Source organism: Streptomyces sp. NBC_00203 (assembly GCF_045206325.1).
GTDB lineage: Bacteria > Actinomycetota > Actinomycetes > Streptomycetales > Streptomycetaceae > Streptomyces > Streptomyces lutosisoli.
In genome coordinates, this window is record NZ_CP108126.1 from 1,811,074 (window position 1) to 1,827,426 (window position 16,353).

The 16,353-nt window shown below is 71.6% G+C and carries 15 protein-coding genes; 5 read left to right on the forward strand and 10 right to left on the reverse strand.

Annotated features, from left to right (window positions below; all coding sequences use genetic code 11):
* Window positions 1-14: 14 nt before the first annotated feature.
* Both OG975_RS08415 and OG975_RS08420 read right to left on the reverse strand, forming a co-directional pair.
* On the reverse strand, window positions 15-467 hold the full coding sequence (locus tag OG975_RS08415; protein WP_037621108.1) for an Lrp/AsnC family transcriptional regulator: 453 nt from the start codon (window positions 465-467) through the stop codon (window positions 15-17).
* Window positions 468-477: 10 nt separating this feature from the next.
* Complete coding sequence (locus OG975_RS08420) at window positions 478-1,944, reverse strand: amino acid permease (protein ID WP_406328493.1); 1,467 nt, start codon at window positions 1,942-1,944, stop codon at window positions 478-480.
* A gap of 328 nt (window positions 1,945-2,272) precedes the next feature.
* Here OG975_RS08420 and OG975_RS08425 point away from each other — a divergent pair, with 328 nt between their 5' ends.
* From OG975_RS08425 to OG975_RS08435, 3 genes are read left to right on the forward strand one after another with little or no spacing between them, the layout of a single operon-like run.
* The gene (locus tag OG975_RS08425) at window positions 2,273-3,385 is read left to right on the forward strand and encodes an LLM class flavin-dependent oxidoreductase (RefSeq protein WP_406328495.1); all 1,113 of its coding nucleotides are present in this window, start codon (window positions 2,273-2,275) and stop codon (window positions 3,383-3,385) included.
* Entirely contained in the window at window positions 3,382-4,185 is an 804-nt protein-coding gene (locus OG975_RS08430) for an SDR family NAD(P)-dependent oxidoreductase (RefSeq protein ID WP_406328496.1), read from the forward strand. Before OG975_RS08425 ends, OG975_RS08430 begins: the two co-directional genes overlap by 4 nt.
* The gene (locus OG975_RS08435) at window positions 4,182-5,126 is read left to right on the forward strand and encodes a GDSL-type esterase/lipase family protein (RefSeq protein WP_406328498.1); all 945 of its coding nucleotides are present in this window, start codon (window positions 4,182-4,184) and stop codon (window positions 5,124-5,126) included. Before OG975_RS08430 ends, OG975_RS08435 begins: the two co-directional genes overlap by 4 nt.
* A 15-nt stretch (window positions 5,127-5,141) precedes the next feature.
* Here the strand turns inward: OG975_RS08435 and OG975_RS08440 are convergent, their stop codons facing one another.
* The 6 genes from OG975_RS08440 to rpe form a co-directional block, all read right to left on the reverse strand.
* Complete coding sequence (locus OG975_RS08440) at window positions 5,142-5,537, reverse strand: hypothetical protein (protein ID WP_327427222.1); 396 nt, start codon at window positions 5,535-5,537, stop codon at window positions 5,142-5,144.
* Between the two features lie 143 nt (window positions 5,538-5,680).
* Window positions 5,681-7,123, reverse strand: a complete 1,443-nt coding sequence (locus tag OG975_RS08445) for a GuaB1 family IMP dehydrogenase-related protein (RefSeq protein WP_406328500.1) — start codon at window positions 7,121-7,123, stop codon at window positions 5,681-5,683.
* A gap of 106 nt (window positions 7,124-7,229) precedes the next feature.
* Window positions 7,230-7,607, reverse strand: coding sequence for a barstar family protein (locus tag OG975_RS08450; protein WP_406328501.1), 378 nt, complete (start codon window positions 7,605-7,607; stop codon window positions 7,230-7,232).
* Window positions 7,604-8,050, reverse strand: a complete 447-nt coding sequence (locus OG975_RS08455) for a ribonuclease domain-containing protein (protein ID WP_406328502.1) — start codon at window positions 8,048-8,050, stop codon at window positions 7,604-7,606. Before OG975_RS08455 ends, OG975_RS08450 begins: the two co-directional genes overlap by 4 nt.
* Window positions 8,051-8,326: 276 nt before the next feature.
* A complete protein-coding gene (locus tag OG975_RS08460; protein WP_327434917.1) occupies window positions 8,327-9,340 on the reverse strand; it encodes a sugar-binding domain-containing protein in 1,014 nt (337 codons plus the stop codon).
* A gap of 111 nt (window positions 9,341-9,451) precedes the next feature.
* Window positions 9,452-10,138: a ribulose-phosphate 3-epimerase gene (gene rpe, locus OG975_RS08465; protein ID WP_327427226.1), complete on the reverse strand. Its 687-nt coding sequence runs from the start codon at window positions 10,136-10,138 to the stop codon at window positions 9,452-9,454.
* 134 nt (window positions 10,139-10,272) lie between these two features.
* Here rpe and OG975_RS08470 point away from each other — a divergent pair, with 134 nt between their 5' ends.
* Complete coding sequence (locus OG975_RS08470) at window positions 10,273-12,459, forward strand: MMPL family transporter (protein WP_406328503.1); 2,187 nt, start codon at window positions 10,273-10,275, stop codon at window positions 12,457-12,459.
* Window positions 12,460-12,525: 66 nt separating this feature from the next.
* On the opposite strand, the gene OG975_RS08475 is transcribed toward OG975_RS08470, so the two are convergent.
* Both OG975_RS08475 and fmt read right to left on the reverse strand, forming a co-directional pair.
* Window positions 12,526-13,959, reverse strand: coding sequence for an RsmB/NOP family class I SAM-dependent RNA methyltransferase (locus OG975_RS08475; protein WP_406328504.1), 1,434 nt, complete (start codon window positions 13,957-13,959; stop codon window positions 12,526-12,528).
* Window positions 13,960-14,366: 407 nt separating this feature from the next.
* Entirely contained in the window at window positions 14,367-15,299 is a 933-nt protein-coding gene (gene fmt / locus OG975_RS08480) for a methionyl-tRNA formyltransferase (RefSeq protein WP_327427229.1), read from the reverse strand.
* A gap of 389 nt (window positions 15,300-15,688) precedes the next feature.
* Here fmt and OG975_RS08485 point away from each other — a divergent pair, with 389 nt between their 5' ends.
* The gene (locus OG975_RS08485; protein ID WP_362516374.1) at window positions 15,689-16,231 is read left to right on the forward strand and encodes a hypothetical protein; all 543 of its coding nucleotides are present in this window, start codon (window positions 15,689-15,691) and stop codon (window positions 16,229-16,231) included.
* The last annotated feature ends 122 nt before the right edge of the window (window positions 16,232-16,353 follow it).

Here is a 16,353-nt window from a genome sequence, read left to right on the forward strand (position 1 = left end):
ATCCGCACAGGCACCTACGTAGGCGACCCGGAAGAGAATCTCCGCAGCAACGGCGACAACACCAGCACCGACTTCGTACGCTCCACAAACGACTCGCCGGCAATCCGCTCCAACACCCGCTCAAAGTGCCGCATGTCAGAAGCGAAAACCTGCACGACCGCATCCGCCTCCCCGGTGACGGTAGACGCGGCCACAACCTCCTGGTACCGCTCAAGCCCCCGCTGAATCGTCTCCGGCGAGGTATTCCGTCGGCAGTAGATCTCGACGAACCCCTCCGTCTCCCACCCCAGCGCCGCCGGATCCACCCGCACGGTGAACCCGGTGATGGCCCCGGTCGCCCGCAACCGGTCCACCCGCCTCTTCACGGCAGGCGCGGACAGCCCGACAAGTTGCCCGATGTCGGCGTAGGAGCGACGCGCGTCCTCGGCGAGGGCGTGCACGATGCGTTCGTCGAGATCGTTCAGCACTGCGGGTGGTTCACTTTTCTACGGTGGCGATACGGGACCGGCGGTAGCCGTAACTGAAGTAGAACACGAGCCCGACGGCCATCCAGACCCCGAAGACCACCCAGGTGACGGTCGACAGGCTGCCCATCATCCACACGCACAGCGCGAAGCCGATCGCGGGCAGCACCGGCGACAGCGGGACCCGGAAAGTGCGCCGCATGTCCGGGCGCGTCCGGCGCAACACCACGACGGCGACATTGACCAGCGCGAAGGCGAAGAGCGTACCGATGCTGGTGGCGTCGGCGAGCTGGCCGAGCGGGATCGCGGCGGCGAGGGCACCGCAGAACAGCGAGACGATCACCGTGTTGGCGCGGGGTGTGCCCGTCTTGGGGTGGACCCGGGAGAAGACCTTGGGCACGAGCCCGTCACGGGACATGGCGAACAGGATGCGGGTCTGGCCGTACAGCACGGTCAGGACGACGCTCGCGATGGCGATGACGGCGCAGGCGGCCAGCAGGGTGCCCCAGAAGGTCTGCCCGGTGACGTTCTTCATGATCTCGGCGAGCGCGGCCTCGGAGTCGTTGAACCGCTGCCAGGGCTTGGCGCCGACCGCGACGGCCGCGACGACGACGTACAGCGCGGTGACGATGACCAGCGAGAGCATGATCGCGCGCGGCAGGTCGCGCTGCGCGTCCTTGGCCTCCTCACCTGCGGTGGAGGCGGCGTCGAAGCCGATGTAGGAGAAGAAGAGCGTGGCACCGGCGGCGCTGACGCCCGCCATGCCGAGCGGCATGAAGTGCTCGTAGTTGCCGGAGCGGAAGCCCTGGATGCCGATCGCGCAGAACAGCACCAGCGCCGCGATCTTCACCATCACCATGATGGTGTTGGCGCGCGCGGACTCCTTGGCACCGCCGAGCAGGAACGCCATCGCGAGCAGCACGACGATCAGCGCGGGCAGGTTGAAGATGCCTCCGTCGCCGGGCGGCGCGGACAGGGCGTCCGGGATGGTGACGCCGATGGTGCCGTCGAGCAGCTCGTTCAGGTACTCGCCCCAGCCGACCGCGACCGCGGCCACCGACACGCCGTACTCCAGGACCAGACACCAGCCGCAGATCCAGGCGATCAGCTCACCCATCGTTGCGTACGCATACGAGTACGAGGACCCGGCGACCGGGATGGTGCCCGCCAGCTCGGCGTACGAGAGGGCGGAGAAGAGCGCCGTGAGACCGGCGATCACGAAGGACAGGGTGACCGCGGGTCCGGCCTTGGGGACGGCCTCCCCGAGGACGACGAAGATGCCGGTGCCGAGCGTGGCACCGATGCTGATCATGGTCAGCTGCCACAGGCCGAGGGAGCGCCGGAGCGAGCCTCCCTCGCCCTGGCCACCCTCGGCGACCAGGCGTTCGACGGGCTTGCGGCGCATGAGGCGCGCGGCGATCCCCGGGGACGGTGGGGCGGATGTGGTGCGGGACTGCGGGGGTGCGCCTTGATCGAGCACGCGCTGGCTCCTTCATCGCTGCCGGTCGGAATCGACGGGGACCGGCAGCACCCCTGACAGGAGGGACCCACCGAGCGGGGTCCCCGCCACGCCTGTGTACAGCGCTTGACCCTATGAGTCCGGCCTTCACGGGCGTAATGGAGCAACCTTGCGCATCTCCGCAAGATCGTTGCGTTCATCGCATCTCGGCGCGTGTTCGTTGCGCGGGGCCTTTCGATGGTTGCGTGAGGCGTCTTTCAGCGGGTCGGCGCGGTTGTCGAGGCCGTATGGATTGACACCTCGTCAGGTCTGCTTCATGGTGCTCGCCACTCGATACGGGAGGCACGGCATGGACCTGGATGTCCTGTACGAGATCGACGTACCGAAGCCCTGGAAGGGATCGCACCCCTACGGTCAGCGCGCGGCCGAGCAACGGGCGTACCGCGAGGCCGTCGAGCAGATCCGGCTCGCGGACCGGGTGGGCTTCCGCACGGTGTGGGCGGTCGAGCACCACTTCCGCGAGGGCCGCTCGCACTGCCCTGCGCCCGAAGTCCTGCTCGGCCATCTCGCGGCGCTGACCGAGCGCATCCGGCTGGGATTCGGCGTGACGCTCACCCCCTTCGGCTTCACTCCCCCGCAGCGGATCGCGGAGAAGGTCGCCGCCGTCGACGTACTGTCCGACGGACGCGTGGAGTGGGGCACGGGCCGCTCGACGCCGATGGAGCAGACGGCGTTCGGCGTGGACCGCGCACGCTCGCGCGACGACTGGCGCGAGGCGATCGAGATCGTCACCGGGATGTGGCGCGAGGAGTACTTCGCGTACGAGTCGCCGCGGTTCACCTTCCCCCGCCGCATGGTCACCCCGAAGCCGGTGCAGGACCCGCATCCGCCCTGCTGGATGGCGGCGACCTCGCCGGGGTCGGCGGAGGTCGCGGGCGCGAACGGCCTGGGCCTGCTCTCGTTCTCGATCATGCAGCCACTGGAGGCGATGGCCCGCCAGGTCACCGCCTACCGCGAGGCGGCCCGCACGCCGGCCCCGATCACGGACGTCACGACGAACCGCGTCGCCGCGTACACCCTCGTCCACGTGGCCGACCGCCCGGGCAGGCGCGTCTGGGACTCGGTCGCCTGGTGGTACGAGAACCTCGCGCAGTTCACGCTGGAGTGGGAGCTGCCGCACCTCTCCCCGGACCAGCGCGAGAAGGTCTTCCCGCTGCTCGGCCCGATCCTCCAAGGAACCGTCCCCGTAAGGGAGTTCAACGACGGCGACATGATCCTCATCGGTGACGCGGAGACGATCGTCCGCAAGGCGAAGCACTACGCGGACCTCGGCATCGACCAGCTCATCTGTTACGTCCAGTGGGGGTATCTGGAGCACCGGGAGATCCTGCGCACGATCGAGATCCTGGGGAAGGAAGTCGTCCCGGAGCTGGCGGGATACCGGCCCAGGGCGGCGTCATGACCCTGGACACCACTCCCGTCCCCGACTATGCCTCCCTCCACCGTCTCGACGGCCGGTCGTTCGTCCTCCTCGGCGCCGGCAACGGCATCGGCCGGCAGACCGCGCACGCGCTCACCTCGGTGGGAGCCCGGGTGCTCTGCGTCGACGTGGACAAGGAACGCGCGGAGGCCGTCGCGGCCGAGACAGGCGGTGTGCCGTACGTCGCCGACGTGACGGCGCGGGAAGCGGTGCGGGATCTCTTCGCTTACGCCGTACGGGAGTTGGGCCCGGTCGGCGGAGTCGTCGACATCGTCGGCATGGCCCAGTACGGCCCCGTGGACGCGATCGACGACCAGAGCTGGGACTGGCACTTCGACATGGTGCTGCGGCACGCCTGGCTCGCGGTCCAGTACGGCGGCCCGGCGGTCGCCGAATCCGGCGGCGGTCCCCTCGTGTTCGTCGCCTCCGTCTCGGGCCTGACCTCGGCACCGCTGCACGCCGCTTACGGCGCCGCGAAGGCCGGCCTGGTCTCGCTGGTCCGCTCGGCGGCGGTGGAGTTCGGGCCGCGCGGGGTGCGGGTCAACGCGGTCGCGCCCGGGGCGGTGTGGACTCCTCGGGTGGCCGGGCTGCTCGGCGAGGAGGGGCGCCGCCGCAACGCCGACAACGCCCCGCTCGGCCGGATGGCCGAACCCGCCGACATCGCCTCGGCCCTGCTCTTCCTGGCGTCCCCGCTCGCCTCGTACGTCACCGGTCAGACCCTCGTCGTGGACGGCGGCGTCACGGTCAAGTTCCCGTACCCGACGATCGGCGGCCCACGATGAAGGACCTCTTGCGCGGCATCGCCTGGCGGTCGGACGACGGCCGCCCGCTGCGCGCCGACCCGGCCGACCGGGACCGGCTGCCCGCCGACACCTGGTCACGGGCGCTCGTACCGGCGGGCGTACGCCTGGAGTTGAGGTGTCACGGGGTGTCGACGCTCAGGATCCGGTACGCGGCGACGGAACCGTCCCTCGCGGACGCCTACCGCGCCACCACACCCGTCTTCACGCTGCTGTCCGGCGAGGAGGTGGCGGCCGAGGCCCCGGCACATCCGACATCCGACGGCACGGCGGTGCTGGAACTCCCTTACTCCGATGGGGAATTCACGGTCCACCTGCCAGAGGCGCTGTGCCCGGTGATCCGCGAGGTCGACGCCGGCGCGGGCACCGTCGAGCCCGCTCCCGCCCGCCCGCGCTGGCTCGTCTACGGCGACTCGATCGTCGAGGGCTGGGCCGCCTCCCGCCCGCATCTCACCTGGCCCGCGCTCGCCGGGCGGGCGCTGGGCGTCGACACGGTGAACCTCGGATACGCGGGCACGGCACGCGGCGAACTCGCCTCGGCCGAGCAACTCGCCGCACTGGACGCCGACTTGATCACCGTCGCCTTCGGCACCAACTGCTGGACCCGGCCCCCGCATTCGGCCGCGCTGCTGCACGAGGTGGTGCGGGCATTCCTGGCTGTCGTCCGCCAAGGCCATCCGAACGCACCGCTGTTGGTCGTCTCGCCCGTCGTACGCCCCGACGCGGAATCGACGGCGAACCGCCTCGGCGCCACCCTGAGCGACCTGCGCGAGGCGGTGGAGCGGGCGGCGGGTGACGTACCTCTGCTCCCGGGAGGCCGGCTCCTGGACGCGGCCCACCTGGTGGACGGCGTACACCCGGGTGACGAGGGGCACGCCCGGCTGGCGGAGGAGGTGGTGGAGGCGATGCGAAAGGCGGGGTGACGTCGGGCTCCTGCGTCAGCCCTCGTCCGGCTCCCCCGCGAGGGCCCGAGCCTGGGCCACGTCCTCCTCGTCGAACCCCATGTGCCCGGGCCGGCCGTAGACCGCCGCCTGCGCGTCGATCCAGCGGGTGTGGGCCTCCCAGGCGGCCTGCTTGCTGGTGCCGAGGGCCGCGCCGATCTGGGACCAGGAGGCGCCGGACTCGCGCGCGGCACGGACGGTGAGCTGACGCCCGTACGCCGCCTTGCGGGCGACCACCTCACTCAGCGCGAGAAGCTCCAGGAGCCCGGCCCGGTCGAGCGCCTCGGCGTCACTCCCGGCCCCGGCGAGCGACTCCCGCACGCGCAGCTCGTCGAGGCGGGCCACGGCGGTCAGCAGGGTGTACTGCGGCTCGATGCTCTGCGGTGTCGTCATGACTCCAGCGTCACGTCAAGAGAGCTTGACGTCAAGAGGGCCTGACGCGCGGCCCCGCCGCCCGCTCCGAGGGAGCCACAGCAACGCGTACGGCCCCTCTCCCCAGGGGCGGGAAGAGGGGCCGTACGGCAGGAGAAAGCGGGTCAGCTCCAGCTGGCGTGCAGCGGCTTGCCCTCGGCGTAGCCGGCGGCGCTCTGGATGCCGACGATGGCGTTCTCGGCGAACTCCTCCAGGGAGTTGGCGCCCGCGTAGGTGCAGGAGGAGCGCACGCCCGCGATGATCGAGTCGATCAGGTCCTCGACGCCCGGGCGGGACGGGTCGAGGAACATGCGCGAGGTGGAGATGCCCTCCTCGAACAGGCCCTTGCGGGCACGGTCGTACGCCGACTCGTCGCTGGTGCGGTTCTTGACGGCGCGGGCCGAGGCCATGCCGAACGACTCCTTGTACAGGCGCCCGTTGGCGTCCTGCTGGAGGTCGCCCGGGGACTCGTACGTACCGGCAAACCAGGAACCGATCATCACGTTCGACGCGCCCGCGGCCAGCGCCATGGCGACGTCACGCGGGTGGCGGACACCGCCGTCGGCCCACACGTGCTTGCCGTACTTCTTGGCCTCGGCGGCGCACTCCAGGACGGCGGAGAACTGCGGCCGGCCGACGCCGGTCATCATGCGGGTGGTGCACATGGCGCCGGGGCCCACACCCACCTTGATGATGTCGGCGCCCGCGTCGATGAGGTCCTTGACGCCCTCGGCCGCGACGATGTTGCCCGCGGCGATCGGGACCTGCGGGTCCAGCGCGCGGACCGTCCTGATCGCGGCGATCATCGACTCCTGGTGGCCGTGCGCCGTGTCGATGACGAGCGTGTCGACGCCCGCGTCGAGCAGCTGCTTGGCCTTGCCCGCGACATCGCCGTTGATGCCGACGGCGGCGGCTATGCGCAGCTTGCCGTTCGCGTCGGTGGCCGGTGTGTAGAGCGTGGCGCGCAGGGCGCCCTTGCGGGTGAGGATGCCGGCGAGCTTGCCGTCCGCGTCCACGGCGGGGGCGTAGCGGCGGTTGGCGTGGTCGAGCTTGTGGAAGGCCTCGCGCGGGTCGATGTCCGCGTCGAGCAGCAGCAGGTCGCGCGACATGACCTCGTTCAGCTGTGTGAAGCGGTCCACGCCGGAGAGGTCGGCGTCGGTGACCACGCCGACCGGGCGGCCGTCCTCGTCCACGACGACGCCCGCGTTGTGGGCGCGCTTGTTCAGCAGCGCCAGCGCGTCGGCGACGGTCTGGTGGGGGGCGAGGACGATCGGGGTGTCGAGCACCAGGTGGCGTCCCTTGACCCAGGAGACGACCTCGGTGACGACCTCGATCGGGATGTCCTGCGGGATGACGACGAGGCCACCGCGGCGGGCGACGGTCTCGGCCATCCGGCGGCCCGCGATCGCCGTCATGTTGGCGACGACGAGCGGGATCGTGGTGCCCGAGCCGTCCGGGGAGGTGAGGTCCACGCCCTGACGCGAGCCGACCGCGGAGCGGCTCGGCACCATGAAGACGTCGTCGTACGTCAGGTCGTACGGGGGCTGGATGTCATTGAGGAAACGCACGTGCTGCACATCCCAGTCGTTCGAGGTGACCCCCGGACAGGTCAGCCAGGGGGAAGAGCACGTACTTCATTGTCCCATGTCGGCCGGTATGCGGTGCCCGGACAGATCATCCAGGCTGGTCAGGGGGCAGTTGGTCGGATCCTCCAAGAGCGAGGACGACCGAAAGCGTGGCGTCGAACTGCTGGTAGTGCCCGGCGGCCGACTCCAGGACCTCCTGGGCGGTCTCCCACTCATCGGGCCGCGCCTTCGCGTACTGCCGCCAGCCGCTCACCACGAGCAGTCTGCCCGGGCTGGCGGGCCCCCAGTCGGGGTCGCCCAGCACGTCGGCGAGGGCGTCCCAGTTGCGCCCGAACCACTCCGGCAGGTCGAGGGCGCGGACACAGCGCGCCATGAAGCCGGCCTTGTCCGAGACCCCGGTGAGGTCGAGGACGCTGACCTGCCACCCGGCCGCGCGGCACACCCCCGCGAGAGGACCGTGGGTCATCTCAACACCGCCCTGAACGACTTGTAGTGATCATCGGTGTAGTAGATCTCACCGCCTTGCCCCGTGACAATGCGCCGGGCTCCGCGGTCGCGCTCGCCGGGGGTTTTGACCGTGTACTCGTGGTAATAGCCGCGCTGCTGCTTCGGCAGCAGCCTCTCGAAGTTCCCGAAGACGACGCCGTCCTTGGCGTACGGGAAGGGGCCGCCCTGGTCGATCAGGACGAGGGTCGCGCGGGCCTCGGCGGGGAGCTGGGCCGCGGTGACGGTCCGCATGCCGCCGGCCCAGGACGGAGTCGAGCCGACCGCGGAGCCGGCCGTGGAGTCGGCCGCCGGCGTCCGGCTGCCGGTCGACGTCTGGGTGCCGGTCGACGAGCAGCCCGTCAGCAGCACTCCGAGGCACAGGAACAGGCCCACGAACACGCGGGGGACGGACCGCAGCAGCATGACGTCGATGCTGCCACGGCCGCCCCCTGGCGGCGCGCCGATGGGCCTAGGCCCTGTCGTCAAATTCCCGTCTGCCGGGCGACGCCTGGCACGCTCCCCCACTGCCTCAAGGGCGTGGGAGGTACCCCCAACTCGCCGCACCGGGCGAAAGCCCAAGTACGTCCAGTACGAGGGCTTCCGCCCGGCACGCCGAGAGCACGCACCAGACGCCGCCCGGCCCGCCCTCCGGGCGGACGACGGGAATTTGACGACAGGGCCTAGCGGGCCCCTAAAAGGTCACGGCCCGTCCGGGTCCGCCCGGTTGAGGGCCGGACGCGGCGGTGTCCCCGCCGTCATCAGATAGTCCGCGGCCGACGTGTCCGTCACCAGGCTGGTGACGAGCCCGGAGCGCAGCACCGCGTCGATCGCGGCCGCCTTCCGCTGTCCGCCCGCGATGGCGACGACCTCGGGGATGCGCCGCAGCCGGTCGGCCTCGACCGTGATGCAGCGCTCGCCCAGGTCGCGCCCGACCCGGCGCCCCTCGGCGTCGAAGAGGTGCGCGGACATCTCGGCGGCGACGCCGAGCGACGCGTAATGGGCGCGCTCCTCGTCGCTGAGCATGTCGTGCACCGTGGAGATGCCCGGCTCCCAGGAGCCGATGGAGACACAGGCGACCGTGACCTTGTCGAAGTACTCGAAGGCGCGGGCGATCCCGGTCTGGTTGCGCAGCGCGGCCGCGGTGGCCGCGTCGGGCAGCAGCATCGGCGCGTAGATGGGGTGGGCGTCCCCGCCCGACACCTGGGCGGCGCGCCGCACCGCCTCCACCGAGCCGCGCTCGGCGGTCCCGGCGTCGTAGACGCCCGTCAGCTGCACCACGGTGCACGGCGGGAGCCGGTCGAGCGCGGCCGCCATGTGGATCGTGGAGCGGCCCCAGGCGAGGCCGAGGACATCGCCCTCGTTGACGAGCTCGCCGAGCAGGTCGGCGGCCACTTCTCCGAGGTTCTCGGGATCGGGCGACGACTCCTCGGCCTCGGCCGGGGACTCGACCACGACGGCGTGCCTGAGGCCGTAGCGGGCGCGCAGCGCGTCGGAGCGCTCCGCGTCCAGCTCGGCCGGCACACGGATCTCGATCCTCACCAGATCCCGTTCGAGAGCGGTCTCCAGGACCCGGGCCACCTTGAAGCGGCTGACGCCGAACTCCTCCGCGATCTGGATCTTGGACTTGCCCTCGAGGTAGAAGCGGCGGGCCATGGCCGCCGCCTGCACCAGCTCAGCGGGTCCCATCCGCATGGCTGACCGGCCCGCCGACATACCCGACACGGCGATCTCCTCTTCTGCTGTTCACACTCTCGGTTCGCCGTTCATCCTCGCAGATCCGGCGTACTTGATCAGCCCTGATGGGCGCGTTCACGTTCCCTTGGTTCAGTGGTCGCACGCCCATGCCGCCTGGGCCGTTGCGGCCTGGGCCTGGGTGCGCAATGCACGTACCGCCTGGGCCGGGTCCGATGCCCCGTAAACCGCCGAACCGGCGACGAAGACGTCGGCTCCCGCCTCCGCGCACCGCTCGATGGTGGACGCCGACACACCGCCGTCGACCTGGAGCCACAGTTCGAGGCCGTGCTTGCTGATCAACTCCCGGGTGCGGCGGATCTTGGGGAGCATGATGTCAAGGAAGGCCTGGCCGCCGAAACCCGGCTCGACCGTCATGATCAGCAGCATGTCGAGTTCCGGGAGCAGGTCCTCGTACGGCTCGATGGGGGTCGCGGGCTTGAGCGCCATGGACGCCCGGGCGCCCTTGGCCCGGATCTCGCGGGCGAGCCGCACCGGAGCGGCGGCGGCCTCGGCGTGGAAGGTGACGGAACCGGCACCCGCTTCCACGTACTGGGGCGCCCACCGATCGGCGTCCTGAATCATCAGATGGCAGTCCAGCGGGGTGTCCGTCGCACGTGCCAGAGACTCTACGATCGGCACACCGAGCGTGAGGTTCGGTACGAAGTGGTTGTCCATGACGTCGACGTGGAGCCAGTCGGCTCCTTCCACCGCCTTTGCCTCCTGGGCAAGTCGGGAGAAGTCGGCGGACAGGATGCTGGGGTTGATCTGCACGGCCATGCCCCAAGACTGCCATGCCTCGGGCCGGTTGCTCGCCTCGGTCCAGACCTGGGCCGTTCTGCGGATGTTCTACGACGACCGGGCGTGCCATGCTGGACGGCCGACCGGGACCAGCGGCGGCTACGGGGGTGGCCATGACGGACGGGAATCAGCGCCACGTGCGCCAGGGACTCATCGGGTTCGTGTGCGGGCGGCGCGGCAAGTGGCTGATCGTCGGCCTGTGGCTGGTGGCGCTCGTGGTGGCGGCACCGCTCGCCTCCAAGCTCACCGACGCCCAGGACAACGACGCGGCCTCCTGGCTGCCCGGATCCGCCGAGTCCACCCAAGTCCTCGACACGTCCAACAGGTTCCGGCCGGAGCAGATCCCGGCGGTCGTCGTGTACGCCCGCGAGGGCGGGCTGACCGCCCAGGACAAACAGCGGATCGTCCAGGACGTCCAGCAGATCAAGGGGCTCACGGCCCACGGCGTACGCGGCGCGGAGACGCGCGGCCCTGTCTACGACCAGCCGTCCGCACCGAAGGCCGCCCAGATCTACGTGCCGATCACGATGGAGAAGACGGGCTGGCAGGAGCTCGCGCCCGCGGTCGACTCGCTGCGCGACCAGGTCGGCAAGGGCGGTGGCGGGCTCGCGGTGCACATCACCGGGCCCGGCGGCACCTCCGCCGACTTCTCCAAGGCCTTCGAGGGCATCGACTCGACCCTGCTGTTCTCGGCGATGGGCGTCGTGATCGTGATGCTGCTGCTCACCTATCGCAGCCTGGCCCTGATCTTCGTCCCGCTGATCGGTGTGGTCGCCGCGCTCTTCACCTCCCAGGCGCTGATCTATCTCCTCGCGAAACACGCGGGTCTGACCGTCAACGGGCAGAGCGCGGGCATCCTCACAGTCCTCGTCTTCGGCGCGGGCACGGACTACGCGCTGCTCCTGGTCGCCCGCTACCGCGAAGAGCTGCGCCGCCACGAGGACCGCCACGAGGCGATGGCCCTCGCCCTGAACCGGGCGGGCCCGGCGGTGCTGGCGTCCGGCGCGACGGTCGTCCTGAGCATGCTGGTGCTGCTCGCCGCCGAGATGAACTCGACGCGGGGCCTCGGCCCGGTGGCCGCGATCGGCGTGGCCATCGCCCTCCTCGCCATGCTCACGCTCTTCCCGGCCCTGCTGCTGGTCTTCGGCCGCTGGATCTTCTGGCCGGCGATCCCGCACCTCGGCTCGTCCGACCCGACTGCGAGCGGCGTCTGGGCCCGTATGGGCAGCCGTATCGCCGTCCGCCCGCGCGCCGTCTGGGGCGCCACCGCCCTCGCCCTGGCGGCCCTCTCCTTCGGCCTGCTGCAGCTCCACGCCCAGGGCATCGGCAACGCGGACGCGTTCACCGGCAAGCCGGACTCGATCGTCGGGCAGGAGGTGTCCGCGCGGTACTTCCCGGCGGGCAGCGGTGATCCCCTGGTCATCGTCGCCGGCCAGGCCCAGGGCGACCGGGTCAAGAGCGCGGTGGCCGGTACGAAGGGTGTGGTGCCGGACAGCATCGCCGTGCCGGAGGGCACGAAATCCTCGTACGACGGCAAGGTGCTGTTCGAGGCCACGATGACCGCCCCGTCCGACAGCGAGGCCGCCAAACGGACGGTCGAGCGCGTACGGGACGCGGTGCACGCCGTGCCGGACGCCGACGCCAAGGTGGGCGGCGGCACCGCGGCCCTGCTCGACATGGACGCGGCGACCACCCACGACAACATCCTGATCATCCCAGCGGTGCTGCTGGTCGTCCTGCTGATCCTGGGCCTGCTCCTGCGCGCCCTGGTGGCCCCGCTGCTGCTGATCGGGACGGTCGTCCTGTCCTTCGCGGCGGCCCTCGGCGCCAGCGCGCTCGCTTTCAGGCACCTCTTCGACTACGCGGGCGAGCAGACGGACTTCCCGCTGTTCGTCTTCGTGTTCCTGGTCGCCCTCGGCATCGACTACAACATCTTCCTGAGCACCCGGATCCGCGAGGAGGCGGGCCACCAGGGCACCCGCGCGGGCGTGGTGACGGGCCTGTCGGCGACGGGCGCGGTCATCACCTCCGCGGGCCTGGTCCTGGCGGGCACCTTCGCCGCCCTCGCCACCCTCCCGATGGTCGCCTTCGCCGAGATCGGCTTCGCCGTCGCCCTGGGCGTACTGCTGGACACCTTCATCGTCCGGTCGATCCTGGTGACGTCCCTGTTCCTGGACGTCGGACCGAAGGTGTGGTGGCCGCACCGCCTGTCGCACGAGGACACGGCGGCACGGCCCACGGTGACTCCGTCGGCGACTCCGGAACCGGCGGCACGGCCGGGCGGGCCCTCGGCGGACTAGACGGGCAGGACTGGCAGGACTGCCCCAGACGCTCTCGGCCGACCGGGAAGTCGGGCGGTCAGACGGTCAGGCGGTCCGCCGGATCAGAGCCAGATACATGGCGTCCGTCCCGTGCAGATGCGGCCACAGCTGTACGTCGGGGCCGTCGCCCAGGGCCGGTACGCCCGGCAGCAGCGGGCGGGCGTCGAGCAGCTCCGCGGAGCCGCCGTCGTAGTGCTTGAGCACGTCGTCGACGACCGCGCGGGTCTCGGCGAGGTGCGGCGAGCAGGTCGCGTACCCGACGACGCCGCCGACACGTACGGAGTCGAGCGCCGTGCGCAGCAGCCCGCGCTGGAGCGGCGCGAAGCCGTCCAGGTCCTCGGGGCGGCGCCGCCAGCGGGCCTCGGGACGGCGGCGCAGGGCGCCCAGGCCCGTGCAGGGCACGTCCATGAGCACGCGGTCGAAGGTGCCGGGCAGCCACGGCGGACGGGTGCCGTCGGCGGCGATGACCTGGTAGGGGCCGGGGTTGCCCGCGAGCGCCTTCGCCACCAGGCCGGCCCGGTGCGGCTGCTTCTCGGAGGCGAGCAGCAGGGCACCGCGTTCGGCGGCGAGCCCGGCGAGCATGGCGGCCTTGCCGCCGGGTCCTGCGCAGCCGTCCAGCCAGGCCTTGTCGGGTCCGTCGAGGGGTGCGTTGGCGAGGGCGACCGCGACCAGCTGGCTGCCCTCGTCCTGGACGCCCGCACGGCCCTCGCGCACGGCGTCGATGGCGCCCGGCTCACCGCCCTCGGTGAGCCGCACGGCGTAAGGAGACCAGCGCCCCGGCAGCCCGGACTCGTCCCCGAGGGCGTCGAGAAGCTCGTCGGCGGTGGAGCGCCCGGGCCGGGCGACGAGCGTGACCTCGGGCCGCTCGTTGTCGGCTTCGAGCAGATCCTCGATCCCGGCGCGGCCACCGCCGAGGGAGTCCCACAGCGCGGAGACGACCCAGCGCGGGTGGGAGTGCACGACCGCGAGATGCTCCTCGGGGTCCTCGTCGTAGGGCGGCGCGACCTGCTCCAGCCAGCCGTCGAGATCCTGCTGCGCGACCTTGCGCAGTACGGCGTTGACGAACTTGGCCCGCCCGTCGCCGAGCACGACCCGGGCGAGCTCGACGGAGGCCGACACCGCGGCGTGCGTGGGAATGCGCGTGCCGAGCAGCTGATGCACGCCGAGGCTCAGCACATCGAGCACGGGCGGATCGACTTCCCTGAGCGGCCGGTCGACACAGGCCGCGATGACAGCGTCGTACGTCCCCTGCCGGCGCAGCGTCCCGTACACCAGCTCGGTGGCCAGCGCCGCGTCCCGCCCGTCGAAGTCACCCTTCTCGCGCGCCTTCCGCAGCAGCGGCGGCAGAACGAGGTTCGCGTACGCGTCCCGCTCGTCCACGGCCCGCAGCGCCTCGAAGGCGAGCATACGGACCGGGTCCTTCTGGGGACGGCGGTAGGGCTTGCCGGGCTTGTGCGGCCGACGGGACTGCTCACTCACGAAAAATGTGCTCCGGATCCGGGAAAAGGTGCGTCTATCAGCGTACGCCGAGGGGTTCGTGCCGGGGCGGCGCCGGGGTCGTAACCGAGGCCGACCCCGGCCGAGGCCGAGGCGGTGGGTCGTGGCCGGGTACCGAGCCGGGCCGTGGCATCAAGCGGTGGGGCGTGGCTGGGACGGTGGGTTGTGGCCAGGGCGGTGAGTCGTGGCCGAGGCGGTGGCCAGGCCAGACGCCGGGGCCTCGGCCGGGGCCGGCCCGAGGCCGGGCCGAAGCCGGGACCAGCCCGGGGCCGGGGCCGAAGGGGTGGGGAGGCCGGACTCGGCTCCAACCGGGGCCGAAGGGGTGCGGCGGCCCGGACTCGGCTCCAGCCCTGAGCCGACCCCGGAGCAGGCTCCAGCCCGGGCCGAGGTCAGACCCCGAGCCGCTCCCCGGAGGGAATCCGCACCCCGCGCGCCCAGTCCGCGGCGCGCATCGGCTTCTTGCCCTGGGCCTGGACCCAGAGCAGCTCGACGGCGTACGAACCGGTACCGACGTACACGTTGTTCTTGCCGACGGACAGCTCGCCCGGGGCGAGGTCCGTGCGGTCGGGCACGGACGCGACCTGGATGAGCTTGAGCCGCTCGCCACGGAAAACGGTCCAGGCACCCGGCGCGGGGGTGCACCCCCGCACGACCCGGTCGACGCGCAGTGCCGGGGCGGACCAGTCGATGTGGGCGTTCTCGACGGCGATCTTCGGCGCCATGGTGATGCCGTCGGCGGGCTGCGGCACGGCCTTGAGGCTGCCGTCCTCGATCCCGTCCATCGTCGCGGCGAGCAGCCCGGACCCGGCGAAGGCGAGCCGGGTGAGCAGGTCCCCGCTGGTGTCGGTGGGCCGGACCTCCTCGGTCACGGTTCCGTACACGGGCCCCGAGTCGAGCCCTTCCTCGATGAGGAAGGTGGAGGCACCGGTGATCTCGTCGCCGGCCATGATCGCGTGCTGCACGGGGGCGGCGCCGCGCCACGCGGGCAGCAGCGAGAAGTGCAGATTGACCCAGCCGTGGGCGGGGATGTCGAGGGCGACGCGGGGCAGCAGCGCCCCGTACGCGACGACGGGGCAGCAATCGGGCGCGATCTCCCTGAGCCGGGCCAGGAACTCCTCGTCCCGCGGCTTCACCGGCTTCAGCACCTCGATCCCGGCCTCCTCCGCCCGCTGGGCGACCGGACTCGCGACAAGGTGTCGCCCCCGCCCGGCCGGCGCGTCGGGCCGCGTGACGACAGCGGCCACCTCGTGCCGCCCGGAGGCGATCAGGGCGTCCAGAGCGGGAACGGCGACCTCGGGGGTACCTGCGAAGACGAGCTTCATGGGTGGCGGTTGGCCTCTCGGGCGGGAGTTCGTTACCCCCCGCACACGTGCCGACTGGGCCGGAGTACGGGGCAGCGCACCAGTCTATGCGGCACGCGGGCTTGGGGGCTCGGGAGTTCCGCGCGTGCCCTCCCCGGCCCGCAGCCGCCGACGGCGGCCCGCCCCCGCGGGAGACCCACACGTGACACCTGACCCGCGCCGGCGGTGCGCGGGTGGGAGAAGAAACGACTCACCGGGGGCGTACGCCTCAAGACGCGCCCCGTGCATATGCCCTTACGCCCCCAATGCGTGACCAGCGGAGCGTAAACGCGTTGGTCAAGAAAGAGTTGACCACAACGGGCCGCAGTCGCGGCCCGATCCTTTTCAACGCCGGTTCGAGAGGCTTGTTCATGGCCGACCACGCAACCCACGACGCCCAGGCTCGGGCCAGCCTGCACTTGCTGGTGCGGGACATCGAGCGGGTCCGCCGGCAGGTGGACGCACTGCGCACGCTCACCGCCCAACTGGGCAACGTCTACCGCCCGCGCCGCTCCGGCCCCTCCACGGGCTTCGTCGTCTACGGACGCGCTCCCGCCCCGACCGTCCGCCTCGCCCAGGAGCTGCGGGACAGCGTCGAGACCCTGGTCACGGCCGCCGTGGACTTCGACCGCTCACTCGGTTTCTCGTGGGACGCGGTGGGCTCGGCGCTCGGGGTCACCAAACAGGCGGTGCACCGCCGTTACGGCGCCCGCCGCGCCGCCGCCCAGGCAGCCGCCGAGGCCGAGCGGGCCACGGAGACATCGGGCACCCGCACGGTAGCCGTCAACACCGGCATCCCCACGGTGCCGACGGTCCCCGCCGCCCGCTCCATGCCGACCCAGCCGACGGCGGGCAGTCCCACCCTCCGCGACGAGGTCAGGCCCACGGCATTCCCGGGCCCGCGCAACGGCTGACCGCAACAGGCTGACCCACTCCCCGTCTGCCTCCCGGAGCCAACAGCCCCGGGAGGCAGCCCTATGGACATACCGTCATCCGATGTTCATGACCGCCATACCGGCACCCGATGTTTCATGGT

Bases quoted from the DNA above. Each gene is read 5' to 3' on its own strand.
- OG975_RS08425 (WP_406328495.1), top strand. From the start codon at position 2,273: ATGGACCTGGATGTCCTGTACGAGATCGACGTACCGAAGCCCTGGAAG.
- OG975_RS08430 (WP_406328496.1), top strand. From the start codon at position 3,382: ATGACCCTGGACACCACTCCCGTCCCCGACTATGCCTCCCTCCACCGT.
- OG975_RS08435 (WP_406328498.1), top strand. From the start codon at position 4,182: ATGAAGGACCTCTTGCGCGGCATCGCCTGGCGGTCGGACGACGGCCGC.
- OG975_RS08440 (WP_327427222.1), bottom strand. From the start codon at position 5,537: ATGACGACACCGCAGAGCATCGAGCCGCAGTACACCCTGCTGACCGCC.
- OG975_RS08450 (WP_406328501.1), bottom strand. From the start codon at position 7,607: ATGACCCACGGTCCTCTCGCGGGGGTGTGCCGCGCGGCCGGGTGGCAG.
- OG975_RS08455 (WP_406328502.1), bottom strand. From the start codon at position 8,050: ATGCTGCTGCGGTCCGTCCCCCGCGTGTTCGTGGGCCTGTTCCTGTGC.
- OG975_RS08460 (WP_327434917.1), bottom strand. From the start codon at position 9,340: ATGTCGGCGGGCCGGTCAGCCATGCGGATGGGACCCGCTGAGCTGGTG.
- rpe (WP_327427226.1), bottom strand. From the start codon at position 10,138: ATGGCCGTGCAGATCAACCCCAGCATCCTGTCCGCCGACTTCTCCCGA.
- OG975_RS08470 (WP_406328503.1), top strand. From the start codon at position 10,273: ATGACGGACGGGAATCAGCGCCACGTGCGCCAGGGACTCATCGGGTTC.
- fmt (WP_327427229.1), bottom strand. From the start codon at position 15,299: ATGAAGCTCGTCTTCGCAGGTACCCCCGAGGTCGCCGTTCCCGCTCTG.
- OG975_RS08485 (WP_362516374.1), top strand. From the start codon at position 15,689: ATGGCCGACCACGCAACCCACGACGCCCAGGCTCGGGCCAGCCTGCAC.